This is a genomic window from Amycolatopsis sp. WGS_07, from assembly GCF_045278895.1.
Lineage (GTDB): Bacteria > Actinomycetota > Actinomycetes > Mycobacteriales > Pseudonocardiaceae > Amycolatopsis.
Genome location: NZ_CP136053.1, coordinates 5,691,771 through 5,715,033, shown reverse-complemented (window position 1 = coordinate 5,715,033; position 23,263 = coordinate 5,691,771). Strand labels below are relative to the sequence as shown.

Below are 23,263 nucleotides of genomic sequence, written 5' to 3'. Positions count from 1 at the left end.
TGCTGGAAAACCCGGCTTCGGCCGGGGAAAAGGAAACGGGGGTCGGAGGCGGCGGAAGGCGCGCGGAGATCAGCCCTCCGCCCGGCGAGCTCGCCGGGCGGGGCGACGTGCGGCGTGCCTGCCCGCGCCCGAAGGCGGCGCGACGGCGGCGGTCCGCTCCTCGACCATGTCGTGCAGCTCCTGTTCCCGTTCGTTCATCCCGGCGCGCACCTCGGCGCCGAACGAACCGACGGCGCCCGCGAGTTCCCGCACGGCGTCGCCCAGGTTCGATGCTAACCCGGCAGGCGTGGCCTGACGAGCCGTTTCGGTCGCCTTGCGGCTCAGCGCGACCCCGGCGACGACCCCGACGCCGAGCCAGAACAGCCGCTTCACTTCTTCCCCCGGCGGGCCGGGCGCTGCGCCTTGGCTTCCTGCTTCTTCCGGCGCGCGCGGATGGCCTTGCTGATCCCGTACGAGAGCGCGGCGGTCTTCACCAGCGGGCCGCCGAGCGTCGCGGTGAACACCGACGACAGCGCGGACACGTTGCCGCTCACCGCCTGTGCGTTCGCGGTGATCCCGTCGACCCGTTCGAGCTGGGTGTTGACGTGCGTGATCGTCTCGTTGGCCCCGATCAGGATCGGGTCGCTGTTCTCGTGCGCCTTGCGGATCGCGATCGTCGCCTCGTCCAGCGTGCGGCCGAGCTTGAGCAGCGGGATCGCCAGCAGCAAGACCAGCAGTACGAAAGCTCCTGCGGCGATCAGCGCGGCGATCTGCCCTGCCGACACGGGCCCTCCTCGGGTGGTGCGGGGTCTTAGGTGCTGTGAGGTTACCGCCTGGGGCGCTTCTCGGCGGGGACCCCCGCCGCTGCGGTCACCCAGCGCAGTCGCCGCGGCCGAAAACAGTTCGCGGAGACGGCTCCGGGCTGGTCTCCTCGGGTGATGGACTCCTCGAACGGACGCGGTCCGCTGCCCCGCGTGCTCGCCGGGCCGGGCGGCCAGGCCGCCGATGTGCTCACGACTCTGCCCGGCGCCGATCTGACCACGCTGCAACTGGAAGTGGCCCGGCGTCGGGCAGCGAAACTGCGCGGGCCGGACGTATTGCGCCGCTATCGCGAGGACCGCTTCGCTACGCCCGCGCCACTGCCGTTCGAGACTTTGCGGCGGGTCGAAGACGCCTTGCTTTCCGCCGCTCCACCAGAATTCGAGCGAATCCAGCTCTCTCCGGTGACACCGCTGGGCACGCATTCCACAGTGGCCGGGCTCGCCCAGCATCGCGTCGTGCCGACCGGGCGCGGCACCGAGGTCGCCGCGGACCCGACGAACGGGCTGGCGCTCGAAGCCGCTGTCCGGCGGACCGGTTCGGCACCGGTGCGGCTCGCCACCCTGCAACGCGTGGTGCGCGCGCAACCGCCGGCTCCCGGGCTGTACGCGCACTTCTCGCTCTTCGCCGCGATCACCGCGGGTCGCGACCGCGGCAGTCTGGCCTTCGAGCGCGAACACCTGGTGGAGCACGCACGATTCCTCACCGACGCGGTACGCGCCGCCGGCGCCAAGTCAGCAGGCTTCCTGGTGACCACATTGGACAGTCGCTTCGCCGACTTCGCCGCCTCAGTACAGGAAGCATTGCCCGACGTGGCTGTCGCTGACGATCCAGACCGAGCGGTCGGCCGCGACTACTACTCCGGCCTCTGCTTCACCGTCACCGGCGACTTCGGTGCCGGTCCAGCGCCGGTTGGCGACGGCGGCTTCACCCCATGGACCGCGCGGCTCCTCGGAAACGCGAAGGAACGCTTGATCATCTCCGGCATCGGCGTGGACCGGGTCGCGTCGTTGCTCAACGCCCCTTCTTGACGATCCCCTCGTACACCGCGGCCATGTCGTCCTCGCCGTGGCCCGCTTCGACCGCGGTCTCCAGATGCGCCAACGCGGCCGCGGCGCCGCCGACGTCGATCGCGTGGCCCGCTGCTTCCACGACGAGCCGCGCGTCCTTCGCCGCGAGCGACGCCGGGAAGCTGGTCGGGTACTCGCCGGAGAGCATCATGGGACCCTTCGCTCGCGCGTAGGGGACGTCGAACCCGGTGCCGCTCATGACGTCGAAGAACAACTGCGGGTCGACACCGAGCGTGCGGGCCAGGGCGAGGCTTTCGCCGGTGCCGTTGGTGAGCGCGAGGATCCAGGCGTTCATGACGAGCTTGAGCCGCGTCGCCGTGCCGGGTTCGGTGCCGAGCCAGCGGGTCTTCGAGCCGATCGCGTCGAACACCGGCGCGGCGCCCTCGTGCACGTTGTCCGGCCCCGCCGCGAGCACCTGGAGCTGGCCTTGTTCGGCGGGCGCTTTCGTGCCCATCACCGGGCAGTCGACGAACGGCACCCCCGCCGCGACGGCCGCCTGGGCGAGCCGGTCGGCCCAGTCGACGCCGACGGTGCTGGTCTGCAGCCAGATCGTGCCCGGTTCGAGCGTGAGCCCGGCGAAGACCTCGGCGACCGCAGGCCCGTCCGCGAGCATGGTGACCAGGTAGTCGGCGCCTTTGACCGCTTCTCCCGGCGACTCGACGACGGTGACGCCTTCGGCGGCGAGCGGCTCGGCTTTGGCGCGGGTCCGGTTCCAGGCCCGCACGGTCAGCCCGGCGCGAGCGAGATTGGCGGCCATCGGACGGCCCATGATTCCGGTGCCCAGGAATGCGACTGTGGTCATCCGGTCATCGTGCCGCGAGGCGCGCGGATCGGCAGGATCAGCGGGTCAGCGCGGGCCAGGTGCCGACCCGCTCGGCCACCAGCTCGGCGAACCCGGGGAAGTCCCCGACCGCCACCGGGCCCGGCGCCGCCTCCGGGGCCGCCTCCGCCGGATGCCGGACCCGGATCGTCACGTGGTCCGGCCGGGCGCCCCCGTCGTGCCAATGCCGGACGTGCGCCGGAATCGTCAGCACGTCCCCCGGCTCGCACAGCACCGCGTGCACCTCGTGCCCGGCGTGCAGGTACCAGACCGCCGACCCCCGCGCGAAGAACCGGTCCTCGGCCCCGTTCGCGCTGCGCTCGACGAGACCGGGCTCGCTCGCCAGGACGTCCACCGCGTGATACCCCGGCCCGGCGATCCGGGCGTCGATCCGCTCCTGGTACCGGGCGAGCAGCTCCGCCTCCGCGAGCCCGCCGCCGTCCACCGGCCACCGCGCGAACCCGGCGCCGATCCGGGCGAGTTCCGCGACGATCGCGCCGGTGTCCTCTGTCCGCAACAGCACGTGCCCGGGCTGGTCGTCCGGCCACACGGTCAGCAGCGTCATCGCGGCTCCCCTCTCCTTGAAGAGGATCAACCAGCCGGACGCCCGGATGTTCCCGGCCGGGCCTCCGGCGGGAAGAAAGTGGCGACGTTCACTCAGGTACCGGCCATCGGGACGCCGGTCAGCTCTGCCGCTCCCCCGGATCGTCCGCCGCAGCCGCGGCACCCGCTCGGCCAGCGTCCGCTCCCCGCCGCGCTGGGTCGGCTCGTAATAGTCCCGGCCGACCAGCTCGTCCGGCGGGTACTGCTGCGCCAGCACGCCCTCCGGGACGTTGTGCGGGTACCGGTAGCCCTTGGCGTTGCCGAGCTGCTTCGCACCCGCGTAGTGCCCGTCGCGCAGATGCGGCGGGACGGTGCCGATCGACCCCGACCGGACGTCGCTCAGCGCGGTGTCGATCGCGGTGACCACGGCGTTCGATTTCGGCGCTGTCGCGAGGTGGATCGTCGCCTGCGCCAGCGCGAGCCTGCCCTCCGGCATGCCGATGAACTGCACCGCGTGCGCCGCCGCCACCGCCGCCTGCAACGCCGTCGGATCGGCGAGCCCGACGTCCTCGCTCGCGTGCACCACGAGCCGGCGGGCGAGGAACCGCGGGTCCTCCCCCGCCTCGATCATCCGTGCCAGGTAATGCAAAGCCGCGTCGACGTCCGACCCGCGGATCGACTTGATGAACGCGCTGATCACGTCGTAGTGCTGGTCGCCGTCGCGGTCGTAGCGGACCGCTGCTTTGTCCACTGTGGACTCGACGACGGCGAGGTCGATCGTCTTGTTCTCCGTGGCGGACGCGGCGTCCGCGGCCGCTTCCAGCGCGGTGAGCGCCCGCCGCGCGTCGCCCCCGGCGAGCCGCACGAGGTGGGCGCGCGCGTCGTCGGTGAGGGTGAGTTCGCCGCCGAGGCCGCGCTCGTCGGTCAGCGCGCGTTCGAGCACGGCCACGATGTCGTCGTCGGTGAGCGGACGCAGCTGCAGCACCAGCGACCGCGACAGCAGCGGCGACACGACCGAGAACGACGGGTTTTCCGTGGTGGCCGCCACCAGCAGCACCGTGCGGTCCTCGACCGCGCCGAGCAGCGCGTCCTGCTGGGTCTTGGAGAACCGGTGCACCTCGTCGATGAACAGGACGGTGTTCTCGGTGTTGTACTGCCGGCGCCGCCGCGCCTCCTCGATGACGCCGCGCACCTCCTTGACGCCCGCCGACAGCGCGGACATCGCGACGAACCGGCGGCCGGTGGCGATGGACACCAGGTTGGCCAGCGTGGTCTTGCCGGTGCCCGGCGGGCCGTAGAGCAGCACGGACGCCGGGGCGGCCCCCTCCACCAGCCGGCGCAGCGGAGCGCCCTCCCGCAGCAGGTGCTGCTGGCCGACCACCTCGTCGAGCGTGCGCGGGCGCATCCGGACCGCGAGCGGCGACGTCGCCGGGTCGGCCTGCGGTTCGGCCTGGTTCGCTCCGGAGGGTTCCGGCGGCGGCCCCACGTCGGGGTTCACCGTGAAGAGTTCGTCCTGTGCCACGCTGACGACGGTATCCGACCGCACCGACAATCCCGCTCGCCCGGCCCCGCGGCGGGCAGACTGGGGCGATGGTCTCTTCGGTCGCGGTGCTGTCCGACATCCACGGCGTGCTGCCCGCCCTCGACGCGGTTCTCGCCGAACCCGACGTCCGCGCGGCGGATCTGGTGGTGCTGTGCGGCGACCTCGCCGCCGGACCGCTGCCCCGGCAAACGCTCGACCGGCTGGTTTCGCTCGGCGACCGCGCGGTGTGGGTGCGCGGCAACGCCGACCGCGAACTCGTCACGCTCGCCCGCGGCGGAGACACGAAAATCCCGGATCCGATCGCGCCGTGGGCGGCGGAGCAACTGCGGCCGGATCAGGTGACGTTGCTGGCCGGGTTGCCGTTGACGGTGACCCTGGAAATCGACGGGCTCGGCGAAGTGCTGTTCTGCCATGCCACTCCGCGCGATGACGAAGAGGTCGCGTTGGTCGACAGTCCGTTGTCGCGCTGGGAGGAAGTCCTCGACGGCGTCACGGCGGAGACGGTGGTGTGCGGGCACACGCACATGCCGTTCCTGCGGCTGGCCGACCGGCGTCGGATCGTGAACCCGGGAAGCGTCGGAATGCCTTACGGCACAACCGGTGCACACTGGGCGCGGCTCGGTCCTGGCGTCGAACTGCGGCGCACCGGGTTCGACGTGGAGGCTGCGTGCCAGGAGATGGCGGAAGCGTCGGAGTATCCCGGAATTCAGGGCTGGAGCGACGATTATCTGCGGAATCCAGCGTCTGATGCGGAGGCGTTGCGGGTATTCAGCCCACGCGCTCGCGGAACGAACGCCACATGATGACCGCGGCGTAGGGCAGGAATTCGCGGCCGCGTCGCCACAGCCATGGGACGCCCTTCGCGACTAGCCAGCCGAAGTGTCCTGCCGCGCTTGGCTCTACGCCGCCGGAGCAGGTGAGGCTGACTGGCTCCGGCACGGCGAAACCGGCTGTCGCGGCCAGGTCGGTGAAGCCTTGCGCGAGCAGGCGGTGGCCCAGTTCGGACGGGTGGAGGCGGTCGACGCTCCACACGGTGAGGTCGTAGGCGCCGGGGAGAGTGTCGAGGTTCAGGCAGCCGATGCCTTCGGTTTCGACTACGCGGTCGATGGCCTCGTTCAGCTCGGCGACTCGGGCGCTCAGGGCTCGTTTCAGCGACGGCGGGAGGCGGAAAACCTTGCTGTGGTCGTGGAAGCGGACCGGGAGGACTGTGGTGCCGATGGCGGTCAGCTCGCGGACTATCGCGGTGAGGTCGGCGGCGACGTTGTCCGGGTTGAAGTCCGGGCGGAGGGTGTCGTTCATACCGACTATGACCAGGGCTACGTCTGGCTGGTGTGCGATCGCCAGGGGGAGTTGGTCGGTGCGGACGCAGGCCATTCGGGCGCCGGTGAAGGACGGGTTTAGGTAGCCAGCTTTTTCTATGCCTAGTGCGTCGGCTACTAGGGGGCCTACTCCTCGCCAGCCGCCTCGGTTGGGGAGGGGGTCGCCTAGGCCTACTGCTGTTGAGTCGCCTAGGACGGCTAGGCGGGTGGCTTGGCGGGGTGGCTGTGGGGGTGCCTGTGGGGCTGGGGTTGGGGTGACTCCGACGCTGATCACGGTCACGGCTATGACCATCGGGGATGGAAGCTCACCGCTGGTGATGGGGAGGTAACGCGGTATGGACGGAGGTGGGAACTTCCGGTGTGCCGGGGCTCGTCGCCTGGCGGCGACATTGCTTTGTGCTGGCGTCGGGGCACCCCGAAGCCCGATTGTGATGACGGTCTGAGGGTGCTTGTCAAGGCGGGAAAGATGCCTTGACAAGCACCCTCAGACCGCATTTTGGCTTCGTATCGGGGTGCGGGGGTGGTGTGGGTGCACTGGTGAGTTGAGTGCATCGGTGGCGGTTTCGGGTGGGGGCGGGGCTTGCGCCCCAATGTGGCATTGGGTGCGTTGCGTGCACCCAATGTGGCGTTCGGTGCGTCCTGCGCAACCAATGCCACATTGGGGCGCATCGGCGGCAGCGGGGGCGGCGGGGGCGGGTCGTGAAGGACCCCTTGAGGGAATCTGAGTCCGTGAAGGTGGCCCTCACGGACTCAGCGGAAGGCTGGGTAGAAGGCCAGGTCGGCGTGCGGGCCCAGGCGGGCGGCCAGTGCTGCGGCGACTCTCGTGGAGTGTTCGGCGACCTCGGTGAGGCGGGAGTAGCCGGCGTGCCTCGCCAGTTCGCGCCACCACGTGACCAGGGCGGCTTCCCTGCTGACGGGGGTTGCGTGGCGGCGGAGGTTCAGGCGGGGCAGCAGGTCCCTCGTGATTTGCCAGACCTGCAGCATCTCGCTGATAGTGAGTTGCTTCGCCAGCTCGACGTCGTCGGCGAAGGACGGCCACACGTCCACGATTTCGGCTCGCCAGGCGGCGATCATCGCCTCGCTCATGCCTGCGGGCAGCGCCATCGCGCGCGGGTCGGAGACGAAGGGCAGGCGCAGGCAGGACGCGTCCACCAAAGCGGTGCGGACGCGGCCTCGTTCGAAGTCCAGGAAGCGGACTCCGGCACCGGTGACCAGGTTGTTCTCCGGGGCCAGTTCGACGGGGCTGAACGCGCGGAAGGCGGCTGAACGCGCCTGGGCGACGGCCTCGGCGATGCGTTCCCGCACGGCCTCGGGGACGGCGACGTCCAGCAGTTCGGACAGGAGTCCTTCGACGTCCTCAGCGAGGCCGGACAGGCCGTCGTTGTCGGTGCGTACGGGGCCGCCCAGGCGGCGTAGCAGGGCGTTGAAATCGGCTTCCCGGCTCGCGGTGCTCGCGTGCAGCCTGCCGAGGGACCGGGCCCAGGACAGCAGGGCGCGTTCGGCGGCGCGGGAGTCGCGGGCGGCCAGTTTGTCTCGCAAGGTCGGTGCGCGGCCCAGGTCTTCGATCACCAGGACGCGGTCGCCGCCGTCGTGGGCCAGCAGTTCGGGGCACATCCGCTCGTCCGGGGCCAGCGCGGTGAACAGCTGGTAGCTCACGGCTTCCTGCGCGAACGGGTCGGGACGGCCGGGTTCCGGCGGGTCCGGATAGTGCTTGACCACCAGGGTGCGCGGCAGCGCGAACGAGGACGACACGACGCGCGCCCGGACGACTGTCGCCGGTCCGCTTCCGGAGAGGTGCTCGGGCGAGACCAGCGTGATCGCGCTCCCGAACCGGCGCGAGAGCACCGCCTCGCCTGCCGCGACGGCCGCGGCGACGGCGAGTTCCCCGGCTTCCGCCCGGACTCCGGCGTCGCCGGCGGAAGAGGTGTCGACTGTCATTGTCACCGACCCTACTCGTGACTGAGCAACCATGACCACAACGTTCCGGGCGCCGGGACGCGCCCGGAATCACCCACGGGAAAGCGGACGCAGCAAAGCCGCCGAACGTTGCTTGCGGCGGCGAAGGATCAGCACAATGGCCGCAGCAAGAACGATTCCGAAGAGGTTGACCAGCAGCTGCAGCACCGAAAAACCGGCCCGGTCCCAGCGTCCGGCGACGGCCGCGACCATCGCGTAACCGGCCGCGGGCACGGTCGTCACCGAAATGAACACGCCGACCAGCGCGGCCGATTTCGCCGATGTCATCGCGAGCATTCCGGCGGCCCCGGCGAGCAATGCGACCACGAACGACGCGGGCCCGACCTGGTACACGAAATCGACCTGGTGGTTGTTGACGATCGCGTGCGGATCGAACAGGTCGACCGTGCTCCCGAGCAGCACGCCGAGCAGCGTGATCGCCATCGAGATCGGGAACCCGGCGGCCAGCGCGACCCCGGCCCGGCGCACCAGGTCCCAGCGGCGCAGCACCACGCCGACCGCGATCGCGGCGAGCGGGCCGAATTCGGGGCCGACGACCATCGCGCCGACGATGGTCACCGACGAATCGGTCAGCACGCCGACCGCGGCCAGCAGGCACGCGATGGCGAGGAACGCCTGGAACGTGGCGTTCCACCGCGATTCCTCGCCGGTACGGCCGAGCAGCTCCTGCCACACGACCGCGTCCGCGCCTTCGCCGGGAGCGGCCTCCTCGGCCGCGTCGGCGGCATCGGAGAGCGCTGTGTCCAGCGATTCCATCGTGATGCCGCCGGTGCGGTCGATGCCGAGCGTGCACAAGGCGTCGACGATCTCGTCTGCCGCCTCCCGCGCGATGTCCGCCTCGATGAGGTCGCCCTCGGGCGAGACGGACGCCCCGCGGTGCACGATCAGATGCGCCGCGCCCGGGTGGGTGCGCAGCAGCTCCAGCGTCTCGTCCGTGCGCTCCGGCGGGCAGATTGCCCTGAGATGCAGCACTAGCCCGCCCCGCCCCGCCAGCCACCCTCAACGGACACGCTGCGCGTGGCCACTACTTCCCCTGAGCAGCAGCCGATTTGCTCTGCGGGACAGCCGGTTTCGCGTCGATCCCGGCTTCCTTGCGCTGCTGCGCGGTGATCGGCGCGGGCGCGGCCGTCAGCGGGTCGTAGCCGCCGCCGGTCTTCGGGAAGGCGATCACGTCGCGCAGCGAATCGGCCTTGGCCAGCAGCATCACGATGCGGTCCCAGCCGAACGCGATGCCGCCGTGCGGGGGCGCGCCGAACTGGAACGCTTCGAGCAGGAAGCCGAACTTCTCCTGCGCTTCCTCCTCGCCGAGGCCCATCAGCGCGAACACGCGCTTCTGGACGTCCTCGCGGTGGATACGGATCGAGCCGCCGCCGATCTCGTTGCCGTTGCAGACGAGGTCGTAGGCGTAGGCGAGCGCGTTGCCCGGGTCCTGCTCGAACTTGTCGATCCACTCCGGGGTCGGCGAGGTGAACGCGTGGTGCACGGCGGTCCACTTGCCGGAGCCGACCGCGACGTCGTCGCCGATGTCCTCGACCGGCGCGAACAGCGGCGCGTCCACGACCCACACGAACGACCAGGCGTCCTCGTCGATCAGCCCGAGCCGCCGGCCGATCTCGTCGCGCGCGGCGCCGAGCAGCGGCTGCGCGGCGGAAACCTTGCCCGCGGCGAAGAAGATGCAGTCGCCGGGCTTCGCGCCCGCGGCTTCCGCGACGTTCGCGCGCTCGGTCTCGGAGAGGTTCTTGGCGACCGGGCCGCCGAGCGTGCCGTCCTCGTTGACCAGGACGTACGCCAGGCCCTTCGCGCCGCGCTGCTTCGCCCACTCCTGCCAGGCGTCGAGCTGACGGCGCGGCTGCGAGGCACCGCCCGCCATGACGACCGCGCCGACGTACGGGGCCTGGAACACGCGGAACGGCGTGTCCGAGAAGAAGTCGGTGAGTTCGGTGATCTCGAGGTCGAAGCGCAGGTCCGGCTTGTCGGAGCCGTACTTCGCCATCGACTCGCGGTAGGTGATCCGCGGGATCGGCGTGGCGATCTCGTGGCCGATCAGCTTCCAGAGCGCCTTCACGATGGCCTCGCCGACCGCGATGACGTCGTCCTGCTCGACGAAGCTCATCTCGATGTCGAGCTGGGTGAACTCGGGCTGCCGGTCGGCGCGGAAGTCCTCGTCGCGGTAGCAGCGGGCGATCTGGAAGTAGCGTTCCATGCCGCCGACCATCAGCAGCTGCTTGAACAGCTGCGGCGACTGCGGGAGCGCGTACCAGGAGCCGGGCTTGAGCCGCGCCGGGACCAGGAAGTCGCGGGCGCCCTCCGGGGTGGAGCGGGTCATCGTCGGCGTCTCGATCTCGACGAAGTCCTGCCCGTGCAGCACCTCGCGCGCGACGCGGCTGACCTCGCTGCGCAGCCGGATCGCGGCCGCCGGACCGCTGCGGCGCAGGTCGAGGTAGCGGTACTTGAGCCGGACCTCCTCGCCGACGTCGACCCGGTCGTCGATCGGGAACGGCAGCGGAGCGGCCTCGGACAGCACGACGAGTTCGGTGGCGAGCACCTCGATGTCGCCGGTGGGGATGTCGGGGTTCGCGTTGCCCTCGGGCCGCTGCGACACCTCGCCGACGACCTTCACGCAGAACTCGGAGCGCAGCGCGTGCGCGCGCTCGGCCATCTCGCCCTCGCGGAAGACGACCTGCGCGACGCCGCTGGCGTCCCGGAGGTCGATGAAGATGACTCCGCCGTGATCGCGCCGCCGCGCCACCCAGCCGGTGAGGGTGACGGTCTGACCGGCCTGCCCGGCACGCAGAGTGCCGGCTTGATGAGTGCGGAGCACTGCGACTGCTCTCCCTAGGTCCACGAAGTTCGGTGCGGCGGGTGGTCGGCATTTCGCCGGACACGCATTTCGCCGGATACAGAGGCTAACGAACCCGGTGAAGAGGGGCGCGAGCAGGTTTGACTGGGAGGGACGGGCGGCGGTTGGGATGGTGCCGTGGTGGCCGGGTGGGGGGGTCGGGTGAACTTTCGCTCGCACGGGCGGCGCGGGGCTGTGGCGATGCCGATTTGACCGGATTGGCCCGGAAGGACGGTTCGGGTTCGGGTTCGAGTTCGAGATGAGGTTCGCAGGGCGCGTTCGGATCGCGAGACGAAGCTGGTTCGGCTCACGGCACCAATGCGCGGCACGAGGCTCAGTCGGCGACGGGACCCCCGCAGAGTCGTGGGCTCACCCCCGCGCTGCCCCGCCGCTGGGTTGGCGCACGATGGTCGGCTCCCTTGCTCGAGGGGTCTGCGGATCGCAGTTTTCCGAGGCACGCGGGCGGGCGGCCCCCGGGCCCGCCCGCCCGCGTGCACAGCACGGTTCGTCCGGACTGCTCCCGGCTCCGCCCAGTCGCCGCGCCCGGCGGGTCACAGCAATCGCAACTGTTCCGCCTCCCCCGCCCGTTGTTCCGGCACCACCGCACCCGATTCCCCGGTCTCCCCTGGTTCCGCGCGGGTTTCCGCGTGCGCTCTTGGGGCCCGCGGGTCCAGCCCGTGCCGTCGGAGCAACGGGGCGACCACCGTCGCCAGGCGTTCGCGGTAGCCGCGGTCGACGTAACTTCCCCGCGCGTACAAACGCCGGTATCGCGGAGCCAGCTCCGGGTATTCCCGTTTCAGCCACGCCGCGAACCACTCGCGCGCGCCTGGGCGCAGGTGCAGCGGCAGCACCGTCACCCTGGTCGCTCCGGCCTCGGCGAGTTGCGCGAGCAGCGGGTCCAGCGCCTCGGGCGAGTCCGTCAAGTACGGCAGCACCGGTGCGACCATCACCGAGCACGGCAGCCCGGCGTCGGCGGCTTTTCGGATCAGGTCCAGCCGGGCGCGCGGGGTCGGGGTGCCTGGTTCCAGCCGCCGCTGCAGGTCGCCGTCCAGCAGGGCCAGTGACACCGCCAGGTGGACCGGGACGTCCTTGCCCGCCGACTCCAGCAGCGGCAGGTCCCGGCTCAGCATGGTGCCCTTGGTGAGGATCGACAGCGGCGTCCCGGAGTCCGCGAGCGCGCGGATGATCCCGGGCATCAGCCGGTAGCGGCCTTCGACGCGCTGGTACGGGTCGGTGTTCGTGCCCATCGCCACCGGTTCTCGTTGCCAGCTCGGCCGTTTCAGCTGCGCGGCCAGCACCTCCGGGGCATTGACCTTGACCACGACCTGGGTGTCGAAATCCCGGCCCGCGTCGAAATCCAGGTACGTGTGGGTGTTCCGCGCGAAGCAGTTGTGCGACACCATCCCGTCCGCGACGAAATCGCCGGTGCCGGTGGTGATGTCGAACAGCGGCAGCTCCAGGCCCACCGGTGCGACGCTGGTGACCGTGCGCCGGACGCCGCCGATCACGGTGCCGTCGAGCGAGCGTTTCCATTCGACCGCCGGGTCGGCCAGGTGCAGGAACCGCAGCACCTCGCCGGTTCCTCCGGTCAGCCGTGCCTGGCGGCGGCCGGGGTGCTGGCGGTGGCCCACCGTCTCGTAGCCGAACGAGAACCGGTCCAGCGCGGCGAACAGCATGTCCACCACTTCGTTCTCGTCGTGCGCGATGGACAGCGTGCCGCGCCGGTAGCCGCCGGCGAGGTCGAACAGCCCGGCGAGGAATCCGCGTGCCCAATGGGCATCCGGTTCCCGGGGGATGCGCATGAAGCTCACCGACGAACCGAAATCCGGCAGGTACGCCAGCGCTCGCGTGGCTGCGTCTGCTTCCGCGGCGAATCCGCCGGAGCGCAGCATTCCGCACAGGTATCCGGCGCGGTAGCCGAGCGTGTCGTCCGGTGTGCGGGTGAACCGGCCGCCGCCGACCAGTTCCGTGCCGGGTTCCAGGTGCGGACGCTGCGCGGTGCCGAGTTTGCTGCCGGTGACGTACTTCCAGCCGCGCGCGCTGAGGAACCGGTGGTCCGGCCCGGCGACGAGCCGCGTGCCGTCGTCGAGCGTGACCCGGTACGCCGGGCGCACCGTGGTCCAGTGCGCGAGCACCTCGGTGGGCACCAGCCTGCGCGCGACGCCGTGCCCGCGCGTGCCCATGATCCGGTCGCCCACGCGCAGCTCGGCGATCGGCTTCGCGCGGCCGTCCGCCATTAGCACCGGCGTGTCGCCCTCGAGGCAGTACGTGCACGCGTGGGAACACCCGCGATAAGGATTGACCGACCACCGGAACGGCACCGCGGACGACTCGGGCACCCGGTTCAGCACGGACCGGGCGCGCACCTCATGGAAGGTGACGCCGCCGAACTCCGGCGCCCGCACCGACCGCACGACATCTCCGAAGGCACCGAGACCGGGGAGTGCCGGCTCCTCCTTCCCCGCTCGCAACTGTTCCCAACGCACCCCTACAGTCGAACACATGTTCTAAAGCACTGTCAAACATATGTTCGAACACCCCTCGAACGAGCGAGGCCCGGCTCAGCCCGCGAACCGCTCCAAAGCGCGGATCTTGTTCGTGGCGTCCAGCGCCGCCACCTTGTACGCCTCGGACAGCGTCGGATAGTTGAACACCGCGTCCACCAGGTAATCCACCGTGCCGCCGCAGCCCATCACGGCCTGGCCGATGTGCACGAGATCCGTCGCTCCGGTGCCGAATACGTGCACTCCCAGCAACTTCCGGTCCGCCGTCGACACCAGCAGCTTCAACATCCCATAGCTGTCCCCGGAAATCTGGCCGCGCGCCAGCTCCCGGTAACGCGCGATGCCGACCTCGTACGGCACCGACGACGACGTCAGCTGCGCCTCGGTCGCACCCACGTACGAGATCTCCGGAATCGTGTAGATCCCGATGGGCTGCAAGGCACCGATGTCGTTGGCCGGTTCGCCGAACGCGTGGTAGGCGGCGAGCCGGCCCTGGTCCATCGACGTCGCCGCCAGCGCCGGGAACCCGATCACGTCGCCGACCGCGTACACGTGCTCGACCGAGGTCCGGTAGTGCTCGTCGACTTCCAGCCGGCCGCGCCGGTCCGCGGTGAGGCCCGCGTTTTCCAGCGCCAGCGCACCGGTCATGCCCTGGCGGCCCGCCGAGTACATCACCGCGTCCGCCGGGATTCGCTTGCCGCTCACCAGAGTCGTCACGGTGGCCTCGTCGGAGACCGCGACGTTCGCGACCTTCTCCCCGAACCGGAACGTGACGCCGAGGTCGCGCAGCTGGAACTTCAGCGACTCCACGATCTCCGGATCGCAGAAGTCGAGCATCTGGTCGCGCTGCTCGACCACGGTCACCCGCGAGCCGAGCGCGGCGAACATCGACGCGTACTCGATCCCGATCACGCCCGCGCCGACCACGACCAGCGAGGACGGGATGGTCTCCATCGCCAGGATCTCGTCCGAGTCGAGCACGCGGGCGGCGTCGAAGTCGACGTGGTCCGGGCGCGCGGGGCTGGTGCCGGTCGCGATCACGACGTAGTGGCCGGTGATGGTGCGCCGGTCGCCGCGGTGTTTGCCGTCGACCAGGACGGTGTGCGGATCGGCGAACGACCCAACGCCGCCGATGAGATCGACGTGGTTGCGCAGCAACTGTGCGCGCACCACCTGGACTTCGCGCCCGATGACGTGCTGCGTGCGCGCCATGAGATCGGCGATGGTGATGTCCTGTTTCACCCGGTAACTGGCGCCGTACAGCTCGCGCTGGTTCATCCCGGTCAGGTACAGCACGGCTTCGCGCAGCGTTTTCGACGGGATGGTGCCCGTGTTGACGCACACGCCGCCGACCATGTCGTGCCGGTCGACGACGGCGACTTTCTTCCCCAGTTTCGCCGCCGCGATGGCGGCTTTCTGCCCTCCCGGGCCCGAGCCGATGACGATGAGGTCGTACTCGTAGTCGCTCACCGCACTGAGACTGCGCACTCGAGCCGGTCCGCGCAAGTCCCAGCAGGACGGTCACGACCGCAACGCACCCCGGCGGCGGTGCAAATCGGTCACCGACCCGAGTGCCGCGTCCAGTTCCTCGCGCAGCAAGGCGGCCTGCTGCGCCGCCACGTCCTCCCCCAGCAATGCGCCCAGCCGTCCCTCTTCCAGCAACGCCAATGCCTCCCAGGGTGACGCCGCCAGCTCTCCGCACAGAGAACCTGCTTCCGGCGGCGACAACTGTTCGTCCAGCCCGGCCGTCCCCGCGGCGATCAGCGCGGCGACGACGAGGTGTGGCTGGGCGTCCGCGCCAGCGAAGCGGAACTCCAGGCGCGGCGCGGATGACGTGCCGCACCGCCGGATCGAGGAGGTCCGGTCGTCCGGCCCCCAGCGCAACTCGCGCGGCGAGAAGGGCGCGGTCCGGAGCCGGACGTAGCTGTTCCACGTCGGGGCCCACACCGCGGATAACGCCCGCGCGTCTCGCAGGACTCCGGCCAGAAAAGCGTCCAGTGCGAACGGGAGTCCGTCTGAAGTGGACAGTGACAGGTGGACGTGGCAGGAATTCCCCTGACCGGGTTCCGGCGCGGCCAGATAGTCGGCTTGCGCACCGTGTCGCGCAGCTACCCGACGGGTCAGCAGCTGCAGCAGCAACGCGTCGTCGCAGGCGGCGAGCGCGTCACGGTGGCGGAGGACGACCTCGTACTGGCCCGGATGACACTCCGCCCGCGCCGATTCCACGCCGAGACCAGCCGTCGCGGACCGCAGATCGGCCAGCAGCGGCGCGAGGCGTTCGGTGCCGCCAAGGGCGTAGTCCACGCCGTGCCCGGTGAGCGGTTCCCCTTCCAGCGTACGGAAAACCACCTCGTGCTCGATCCCGATCGACGGCACCAGCCCGTGTTCCTCCAACCGGGTCAGCTGCGTCCGCAACACGGTCCGCGGCGCGAGCCCGGCCGGTTCGCCAGACGGGAACTCCGCGTCCCCGACGACCGCCCAAGTCCGGTCGCCAAGGGGAAACGCCGTCGCCGCGTCCAGCCGCACGCGCAGGTCGCTGAACCCGCCGAGGTACGGCTTCAGCGGCCCGACCTCTGGCAACGGTTCGCGCTCCGGCGTCCAGGCGAAGATGTAGCTGCACACGCCGTATCCGCTGTCCACGACCTCGGCGGCGAACGGCGCGGCCAGCTCCACCGCCGCGAAGCGCGCGTGCGGATCCGGCACCAAAAGCACCAGCCGAGCGCCGTCCTCGGCGAGCATGCGACGCAGCACTTCCGCAGCCGCCGAACCCGCTTCGGCACGCACGGCCAGCGACCGCGGCCCGACCGGACGGTCGAACGGGTTCACCAGGCACCGTCCGGATCGGGGCTGTGCAACGGATTCGGCACGCGGCCCCAGCGGACGTCGAACTCGTCGTCGCGCTCGACCTTGTCGAAGCCCTGTCCGGCGAGGTGTTCGCGGTTCAGCGTGACCCGCTCGACGTCCGGCGCGAACAGCCGGCAAGCGTCGAAACGCTCGGCCACATCGGGGTTTTCGTCGCGATAGCGGCCGACGACCTCGCGTACCAAGGCCCAGAAATCGCCGCGAGCCAGGTCGAGGTCGTCCAGCAGCAGTTCCGCCCAGAAGCGCAGCTGCCCGGAGAAGACCGAGCTGAACAGCGACTGCGCGAGCAGATGCGCCGGCCAGCGCAGCATGTCGGCGGCCGCGTCTGGCGGAAGGTCGGCGTAGCAGGGCAATTCCTCGTCGAGCAGGTCCACGCCCTGTGCGAAGTCCTTGATCGCGACGCGCAGCGGGCTGCCGTTCGCGTCCACCACCAGCACGAGGTTCTGGCCGTGCGGGCAGAATCCGACGCCGTACTGCAGCAGCCAGTGCAGCAACGGTGTGAGCAGCAGGTCGAACAGCCGCGAAAGCCACGCTTCCGCCCCCTCGCCGGACTGCGTGATCAACCTGGTCAGCACGGTCTCGCCGCCGGCATCTCGGTACGGCAGCGCGGCGAACGAGATCGCCTGTTCCCCGTCGGCGAGCCGGGCGACGAGCGGCTCGCGCCACAACGCGCCGAGCGTCTCGTGGAACCGGTACGGCAGTTCCTCCAGCGAGCCGAACAGCGGATGCCGGACCGAAACGCTCGCCACCTCGCCGAGCAGCTCGAAGCGGTACTTCTCGGAGAGCAACGGGTCGGCCGCGTCGATCCGGCGCAGCCATGCGGTGACCGACGGTCCGGCGAGCGTCGCCGCGGAGTTCAGGCCGCGGTAGACGAGCGTGTTTCGCACGGACACCGCGGTTTTCACGTCGCGCCGGTCCGGCCGCGAGCGGTTGGCCAGGGTTCGCACAGTCTGATGTGGACGGTAGACGTCGCCGCTCTCCCCCAGCTCGGCCATCTGCCCGGTCGCCAGCTCGGCCGCGTAGAGCGTGCCGATGATTTCGTCGGCCTGCCAAGGATGCACCGGCACCCAGACGTAGTCGGCGGGATCGCCGAGGCTGGCCGTGCGGGCGGCGAACTCGGCTCGGGTGCGGTCGTCCAGCTCCTCGCGCAGCAGGGTCTCCGCGTCGAGCCCGGCCACGCTGCGGAACTGCGCGAGATCGCGGTGCACGGCATACCAGCGGAGCCGGATGTCGGTACCGGATTCGGGTGCGTAGCGGGCGCGGTCGCGGGCGGAGAAACCGACCCTGCCCTTGTTGACCACCAGCCTCGGGTGGCCGGTGAGATGACCGTCGGCGAGGTTGTAGTCCATCGTGGACAGTTCGGCGGCGCTCGGTGCGCGGCGCAGACGGGTCGCCTCGTTGGCGACGGTCGAGGTCAGCTCGGCGAGGACGTCGGCCAGCCGCAGGCCGGTGAGACCGAGCCGTTCGCGCGCGTCGACGATCAGCGTGCGCGGGTCGTCCGCCGGGCCTTCGGTTCCGCCGGCGATCCGGATTGCGCTGCCAGGCAAGACTGTCCACGACTCGAACGCGCCTCGGCGGGCCTCGAAGCGGTACGAGACTTCGCCAGGCAGATCGAGCTGCCAGCTGCGGTGCCCAGCCCGCGTCGGTTCGCCCGCCACTGGCACCAGCATCGCTTCGTAGGACAGCTCGCCGAGCATTTTGTGGGTGACGAGCGAGCCAGCGGCCCGCCACGCAGCGTCGTCGGTCAGGGTCACTGGTCCTCCGTCTGGGTAAGGCCGAAAGTGGTGAACGCGGTTCGCTCGGGCAGGTCGTACACTGGTTTTCCGCACACAGCATTGAGAATCGCCGCGGCTCGCCACGCGCCGAGCCCGAGATCCGGCGCGCCGGGGCCGTGCGTGTGCCGTTCCGCGTTCTGCACGAACAACTGCCCGGGCAGGTCGAGTTCGACGCGGTAGTCCGGCCCGACGACGAGCCGCCCCTGCGCGTCACGGCGCACCGCGTCGCCGAGCCCCTGCAGCAGCGGCCCGGTCGGCGTCTCCGCGTAGCCGGTGGCAGCGACCACGGCGGACGTCCGATGGGTCGCGGTCGTTCCTTGCTGGGCGTGCCGAAGCCCCAGCTCGATCCCGTCGCCGACGGTCGCGGACACCACCTCGACACCCGGCGTCAGCATCGCGCCCGGCCAGCCGCCGCCGATGCTCCGGCGGTACAGCTCGTCGTGGATCTCCGCCATCGTCTCGGCGTCAATCCCTTGGTACAGCTGCCATTGCTTCGGGAGCAGCTCGTCGCGGACCGCTTCGGGAAGGCCGTGGAAGTACGCCGTGTAGTCCGGGGTGAACTGCTCCAGGCCGAGCTTGGAGTACTCCATCGGCGCGAAGGCGGGCGTCCGCGCGAGCCAGCGCAGACCGTCCATAGTGGACCGCGAGCGCAGCAGGTCGAGGAACACCTCGGCCCCCGATTGCCCCGAACCGACCACCGTCACCGAATCCGCGGCGATCAGCTCGGACCGCCGCGTGAGGTAGTCAGCGGAGTGCAGCGCGAGCACGTCCGGCGCGGAAACCAAGGCCTGCAACGGTTCCGGCACGCTCGGCTGAGTACCGACGCCGAGCACGACTGCCGCCGCCAACACCGGTTCCGCGCCGCTGACGGTCAGCTCGAACGCCTCTTCGCGGTCGATCCAGCGGAGGCCGGTGACCTCGTGCCCGAACCGGCACGACGGCAGCCGGGCCGCCGCCCAGCGGCCGTAGTCGTCGTACTCGGCGCGCGGCAGATGGAACCGCTCAGCGAAGTAGAACGGCAGCAGCCGGCCGCGTTCGCGCAGGTAGTTGAGGAAAGAGTGCCGGCTGGTCGGGTCGACGAGCGTCACCAGGTCGGCGAGGAACGGCACCTGCAGCGTCGCGCCGTCCACGAGGAGGCCGGGATGCCAGCGGAACTCGGGACGCGCGTCGAACAGCACGACGTCCAGCTGGTCGAGCGGATCCGCCAGCGCGGCCAGCGACAGGTTGAACGGCCCGATCCCGACCCCGGCGACGTCGTAACGCCTCACGACGCGACCGGGCTTTCCCGCGCGACGGTCGCGCGCAGGTCCGCCGCGACCGTCGCCACCGCGTCGAGCAGCGCTCGGTAGTCGGCGGCTTCGGTGTGCGGGTGCAGGAGAGTGAGCTTGAGCCAGAGCTGTGACTCACCGTCCGGGCCGGTCGGCAACGCGCCGCGGCCGATCACCGCTGTACCCTCCTCCAGCAATGTGCGCCGCACCTGCGCGACCAGGTCGTCCCCGGCCGCCCCCGGCAGCTCATCCGCCGCCAGCGGGCGGAAGACCACTGTGGACAGTTCCGGCGTGCCCCACGACCGCAGCGCCGGGTGGTCTTCGACCATCGCGTGCACCCCGGAAGCGTTGGCACAGCAGCGTTCCACGAGCGCACCGATCCCCGCCGTGCCGAGCGCGCGCAGCGTGACCGCCATCCGGAACGCGTCCGGGCGGCGGGAGGTGCGCAGCGAACGGCCGAGCAGATCGGGCAGTCCGGCCTCGGTGTCGTCGTCGGCGTTCAGGTACTCGGCACGGACGGTCAGCGCGCGCAGATCGTTCTCCTCGCGAGCGGCGAACACCCCGGCGGCGACCGGTTGCCAGCCGAATTTGTGCAGGTCGAGCGCGACCGAGTCGGCCAGCTCCAGACCGGCGACGCGGGTGCGAAGGCGGTCGCTGCAGAGCGCGAGACCGCCGTACGCCGCATCGACGTGCAGCCGCGCGCCAGTCCGGCGGCAGATCTCGGAGATCTCCGGCAACGGGTCGATCCGGCCGGTGTTCGTCGTGCCTGCGGTCGCGACGACCACGGCCTGCGCACCGAGCGACGCCAACGTCTCGGCCAGCGCAGACGGGACCATGCGGTCGTCCGCGCACGGCACCACGACCGGTGCGGGCAGCCCGAGCAGCCATGCGGCGCGAGCGACGCTGTGGTGCGAATTGGCCCCGCAGACCGGTCGGGTCACCGCGGATTCCCGCGCGAGAAGGAGTCCGAGGAGGTTGGACTCGGTGCCGCCGGAGGTGACGACGGCGTCCGGACGGGCGGCGTCCGGGTAGCAGAGCCGGGCGATGCCGGTGGTGAACTCGCGCTCGATCTCGCTCGCGACCGGGGCCTGGTCCCACGAGTCCATGGACGGGTTCAGCGCGGACGCGACGACATCGGCGGCGACCGAAACCGCCAGCGGCGGGCAGTGCAGATGCGCGGCGCACGCCGGGTCGGCTGGATCGGCGGATCCGGCGGCGAGCAAGGCGGAAAGCTCTTCCAGGGCCTGTTCGGCGCCCACTCCGTACCGCGCCGCACCGGAAGACCGGGCGAGCGCCGCCGCCACCGCGGCCGGACCGCCTGCCGGAACCGGGCCGCCGCGTTCCGCCATGCCCGCCGCCATCCCGCGCAACGCCGCCGGAAGCAGCCGGGCCAGCCGGTCCGCGCCGCCGGGACCGCCCGCCAGCCACTCCGCCGAAGCCACGCCGGACGAGGCCGCCGGCGCTGAGCGCGCATCCGCCATGGAGCCGCCTTTCTTAGGGTAACCTTGCCTTACCCTGAGCAACAGTACGGGCACGCACCGGCAGCCCGCGACCGGGTCCGCACACCGCTCGCGGTGCACCCGCGAAACACCCCGCACGCACGAAACGGCCGGTGCCCCGCCAAGGGAGCACCGGCCGTTCCGCGGAGTTCAGCGCGCCGGAACCCCGAAGACGTCGCCGGTCGGCAGCACCGACGCGGTCAGCCCCTCTGGATTCCGACTGGACCGAAACGCGGGATCGCGTCGGCGTGTCGAGGAGCAGCGTGCACGGCCCCCCGGGCCGGGTGCGCTGTTCCTCGACACGCCGACTAAAGGCGATCCCGCCGCGCCGGCGAAGCCGGCGCCATCAAACACTGCCTAGCTCCCGGTGTACCCAAGCGACCTGGGTGCGCATCAGGTTCTCCGCGACCTCCTCCGCCTGCGGCGTCATATGCGTCGCCCCCGCGAGCGGCAGGAAGCCGTGCGGACGTCCCTTCGCCAGCAGCGCCGAGGAAAGCCGCAGCGCGTGCGCCGGGAAGACGTTGTCGTCGGCCAGGCCGTGCACGATCAGCAGCGCCCGTTCGAGCGAACCGGCGCTCGCGATGAGCGAGTTGTGCTCGTAGCTTTCCGGTTCGTCCTCCGGTTTGCCGAGGTAGCGCTCGGTGTAGTGGGTGTCATACAGCGACCAGTCGGTGACCGGCGCGCCCGCGACCGCCGCGTGGAACACGTCCGGCCGCCGCAGCACGGCGAGCGCGGACAGGTAGCCGCCGTAGGACCAGCCGCGGATCGCGACCCGGTCCAGGTCCAGTTCGGGACGCTCGGCCGCGGCGGCGTGCAGCGCGTCGACCTGGTCGGCCAGCGTGACGTCGGCGAGCTTGCCGGCGATCTCCTTCTCCCACGCCGGTCCCCGGCCGGGCGAGCCGCGGCCGTCGACGATGAGCACGGCGAAGCCCTGGTCGGCGAGCCACTGCGGGGTCAGGAAAGCGTTGCGGCTCTGGAGAACCCGCTGCGCGTGCGGGCCGCCGTACGGGTCGAGCAGCACCGGCAGTTTGCCCTCGTCCGGCTCGTATCCGCGCGGCAGCACCAAAGCCGCGCGCAGCCGGCGTTCGCCGAGGGTGAGCCAGGTCAAGTTCGGCACGATCTCGGGGTCCACAGTGGACGATTCGATCTCGCTCACTTCGATGCCGTCCCGCAGCACGGTGACCTTCGGACCGCTGTGGTCGAGGCTCCACGAGGAGAGCACCGTGAGAGCCGCGCTGCCCGAGCCGACGTGCACACCGTCCGTTGTGGACAGTCGACGCACCGAGCCGTCTTCGGTGCGGTACAGGTGGATCTGCGTCGGGTCGTCTTCCGAAGCGGTGAAAAGGATTTCGTCGCCGACGTGCAGCACCATCCGCAGCTGCATCCCCGGCGGCGTGACTGGCTTGCCGCCGACCACGAGCCGGTGGTCGCCGTCGGCCGCGCTTTCCACCACCAGCTCGCCGTCCGAGGTCCACGCGGGCACGCCCTGGAAGATCTCCACCCAGTGCTCGTCGGTCTCGGTGTGCACCTCGGCGACAGACCCGTCGGCCGGGTCCAGCGCGAGCACGGTGAGCCGCTTCTGGTCCCGCGGCTGCACGGCCAGCAGCGGCTTCCCGCCCGCCGACCAGTGCACGGTGACCAGGTATTCCCAGTCGCCCGGCACTACGTCGACGCGGCTTCCGTCCAGGCTCAGCACGGCCAGCGACACCTCGGCGTTCGGCGAGCCTGCCGACGGATACGCCACGACGTTCGCCGGCTGCTGCGGGTTCGCCGGGTCGCCGATCGTCCAGCGCGGCACCGGTCCGCGGTCCGCGCGCTCGACGATCAGGCTGCGCCCGTCCGGCGCCCACCAGTAGCCGCGCGTGCGGGCCATCTCCTCGCCCGCGATGAACTCCGCGAGGCCCCAGGTGACGTCCTCGTTGTCCTCGCCGGCGAGCACGCGGTCCTCGCCGGTCGCCAGCTCGATCACGTGCAGCCGGCGCTCGCGCACGTACGCGACGTGCGTGCCGGTCGGGTTCGGCCGCGGATCGATCACGGACCCGTCGACCAGGATCCGGGTCTCGCCGCTCGCGAGGTCGAGCGTGTAAAGCTTGCCTGACAGCGTGAAAGTGACGACGGTGAACGCGTCGTCCACGCCGAACGCCACCACGCCGCCGCCGGTCTCCCGGGCCCGCTCGCGCCGCGCGCGTTCCTCCGGCGGCAGGTCCTCGTCGCCGGACACCAGCTCGGCGGCGTCGATCAGCTTCGTCTCCTCGCCGGTCGCGAGGTCGAACGACCACAGGCTGTGCCGCGGGTCGGTACCGGTGGCGCTGCGCAGGAACAGCACCCGCGAACCGTCCGGGGCGACCCGGAACTGCTTGGGCGCGCCGAGAGTGAACCGCTGGGTGCGGGCCTGCTGGCGGAGGAACGGAACATCGTCGAGTGCGAAATCGGTCACGACCAGCAC

General features: G+C 70.9%; 16 protein-coding genes and 1 pseudogene. 2 read left to right on the top strand and 15 right to left on the bottom strand.

The annotated features are described in order from the left end of the window. Nucleotides 1-69 precede the first annotated feature (69 nt). Together RPX00_RS27055 and RPX00_RS27050 are read right to left on the bottom strand one after the other, a co-directional pair. Nucleotides 70-372, bottom strand: coding sequence for a hypothetical protein (locus RPX00_RS27055; protein WP_101434607.1), 303 nt, complete (start codon nucleotides 370-372; stop codon nucleotides 70-72). Further along, nucleotides 369-764 (bottom strand): DUF948 domain-containing protein, encoded by a 396-nt coding sequence (locus tag RPX00_RS27050; protein ID WP_406629516.1) that lies wholly within the window; start codon nucleotides 762-764, stop codon nucleotides 369-371. Before RPX00_RS27050 ends, RPX00_RS27055 begins: the two co-directional genes overlap by 4 nt. Nucleotides 765-917: 153 nt before the next feature. Between RPX00_RS27050 and RPX00_RS27045 the strand changes: the two genes are divergently transcribed. Next, on the top strand, nucleotides 918-1,829 hold the full coding sequence (locus tag RPX00_RS27045; protein WP_406629514.1) for a hypothetical protein: 912 nt from the start codon (nucleotides 918-920) through the stop codon (nucleotides 1,827-1,829). Here the strand turns inward: RPX00_RS27045 and RPX00_RS27040 are convergent. Together RPX00_RS27040 and RPX00_RS27035 are read right to left on the bottom strand one after the other, a co-directional pair. Beyond that, nucleotides 1,813-2,670 (bottom strand): NAD(P)-dependent oxidoreductase, encoded by an 858-nt coding sequence (locus tag RPX00_RS27040; protein WP_406629512.1) that lies wholly within the window; start codon nucleotides 2,668-2,670, stop codon nucleotides 1,813-1,815. The two genes, RPX00_RS27045 and RPX00_RS27040, sit on opposite strands and share 17 nt — an antisense overlap. A gap of 715 nt (nucleotides 2,671-3,385) precedes the next feature. Next, nucleotides 3,386-4,753, bottom strand: a pseudogene (locus RPX00_RS27035) (replication-associated recombination protein A); the annotation flags it as partial. Nucleotides 4,754-4,821: 68 nt separating this feature from the next. Here RPX00_RS27035 and RPX00_RS27030 point away from each other — a divergent pair. After that, complete coding sequence (locus RPX00_RS27030) at nucleotides 4,822-5,577, top strand: metallophosphoesterase family protein (protein WP_406629510.1); 756 nt, start codon at nucleotides 4,822-4,824, stop codon at nucleotides 5,575-5,577. On the opposite strand, the gene RPX00_RS27025 is transcribed toward RPX00_RS27030, so the two are convergent. From RPX00_RS27025 to RPX00_RS26975, 11 genes are all read right to left on the bottom strand, one after another. Next, nucleotides 5,543-6,385 (bottom strand): SGNH/GDSL hydrolase family protein, encoded by an 843-nt coding sequence (locus RPX00_RS27025; RefSeq protein WP_406629508.1) that lies wholly within the window; start codon nucleotides 6,383-6,385, stop codon nucleotides 5,543-5,545. The two genes, RPX00_RS27030 and RPX00_RS27025, sit on opposite strands and share 35 nt — an antisense overlap. Before the next feature lie 458 nt (nucleotides 6,386-6,843). Continuing rightward, entirely contained in the window at nucleotides 6,844-8,031 is a 1,188-nt protein-coding gene (locus RPX00_RS27020) for a phosphotransferase (RefSeq protein ID WP_406629507.1), read from the bottom strand. A 69-nt stretch (nucleotides 8,032-8,100) separates the two neighbouring features. Continuing rightward, nucleotides 8,101-9,042 carry a DUF389 domain-containing protein gene (locus tag RPX00_RS27015; protein ID WP_406629505.1) on the bottom strand — a complete coding sequence of 314 codons (942 nt, stop codon included), beginning with the start codon at nucleotides 9,040-9,042 and terminating at the stop codon, nucleotides 8,101-8,103. A 52-nt stretch (nucleotides 9,043-9,094) separates the two neighbouring features. Then, entirely contained in the window at nucleotides 9,095-10,891 is a 1,797-nt protein-coding gene (aspS, locus tag RPX00_RS27010) for an aspartate--tRNA ligase (RefSeq protein WP_406629503.1), read from the bottom strand. A gap of 569 nt (nucleotides 10,892-11,460) precedes the next feature. Continuing rightward, the gene (locus RPX00_RS27005; RefSeq protein ID WP_406629501.1) at nucleotides 11,461-13,413 is read right to left on the bottom strand and encodes an intein-containing Rv2578c family radical SAM protein; all 1,953 of its coding nucleotides are present in this window, start codon (nucleotides 13,411-13,413) and stop codon (nucleotides 11,461-11,463) included. 57 nt (nucleotides 13,414-13,470) lie between these two features. Then, nucleotides 13,471-14,883 carry a Si-specific NAD(P)(+) transhydrogenase gene (sthA, locus tag RPX00_RS27000; protein ID WP_406629500.1) on the bottom strand — a complete coding sequence of 471 codons (1,413 nt, stop codon included), beginning with the start codon at nucleotides 14,881-14,883 and terminating at the stop codon, nucleotides 13,471-13,473. Nucleotides 14,884-14,934: 51 nt separating this feature from the next. Further along, complete coding sequence (locus tag RPX00_RS26995) at nucleotides 14,935-16,239, bottom strand: glutamine synthetase (RefSeq protein ID WP_406629498.1); 1,305 nt, start codon at nucleotides 16,237-16,239, stop codon at nucleotides 14,935-14,937. Further along, nucleotides 16,236-18,029: an IucA/IucC family protein gene (locus RPX00_RS26990; protein ID WP_406629496.1), complete on the bottom strand. Its 1,794-nt coding sequence runs from the start codon at nucleotides 18,027-18,029 to the stop codon at nucleotides 16,236-16,238. The genes RPX00_RS26995 and RPX00_RS26990 overlap by 4 nt, the downstream gene beginning before the upstream one ends. Next, the gene (locus RPX00_RS26985; RefSeq protein ID WP_406629495.1) at nucleotides 18,026-19,318 is read right to left on the bottom strand and encodes a lysine N(6)-hydroxylase/L-ornithine N(5)-oxygenase family protein; all 1,293 of its coding nucleotides are present in this window, start codon (nucleotides 19,316-19,318) and stop codon (nucleotides 18,026-18,028) included. The genes RPX00_RS26990 and RPX00_RS26985 overlap by 4 nt, the downstream gene beginning before the upstream one ends. Beyond that, nucleotides 19,315-20,799, bottom strand: a complete 1,485-nt coding sequence (locus RPX00_RS26980; protein ID WP_406629493.1) for a pyridoxal phosphate-dependent decarboxylase family protein — start codon at nucleotides 20,797-20,799, stop codon at nucleotides 19,315-19,317. Before RPX00_RS26980 ends, RPX00_RS26985 begins: the two co-directional genes overlap by 4 nt. A gap of 364 nt (nucleotides 20,800-21,163) precedes the next feature. After that, complete coding sequence (locus RPX00_RS26975; RefSeq protein ID WP_406629491.1) at nucleotides 21,164-23,254, bottom strand: prolyl oligopeptidase family serine peptidase; 2,091 nt, start codon at nucleotides 23,252-23,254, stop codon at nucleotides 21,164-21,166. Nucleotides 23,255-23,263: the final 9 nt, after the last annotated feature.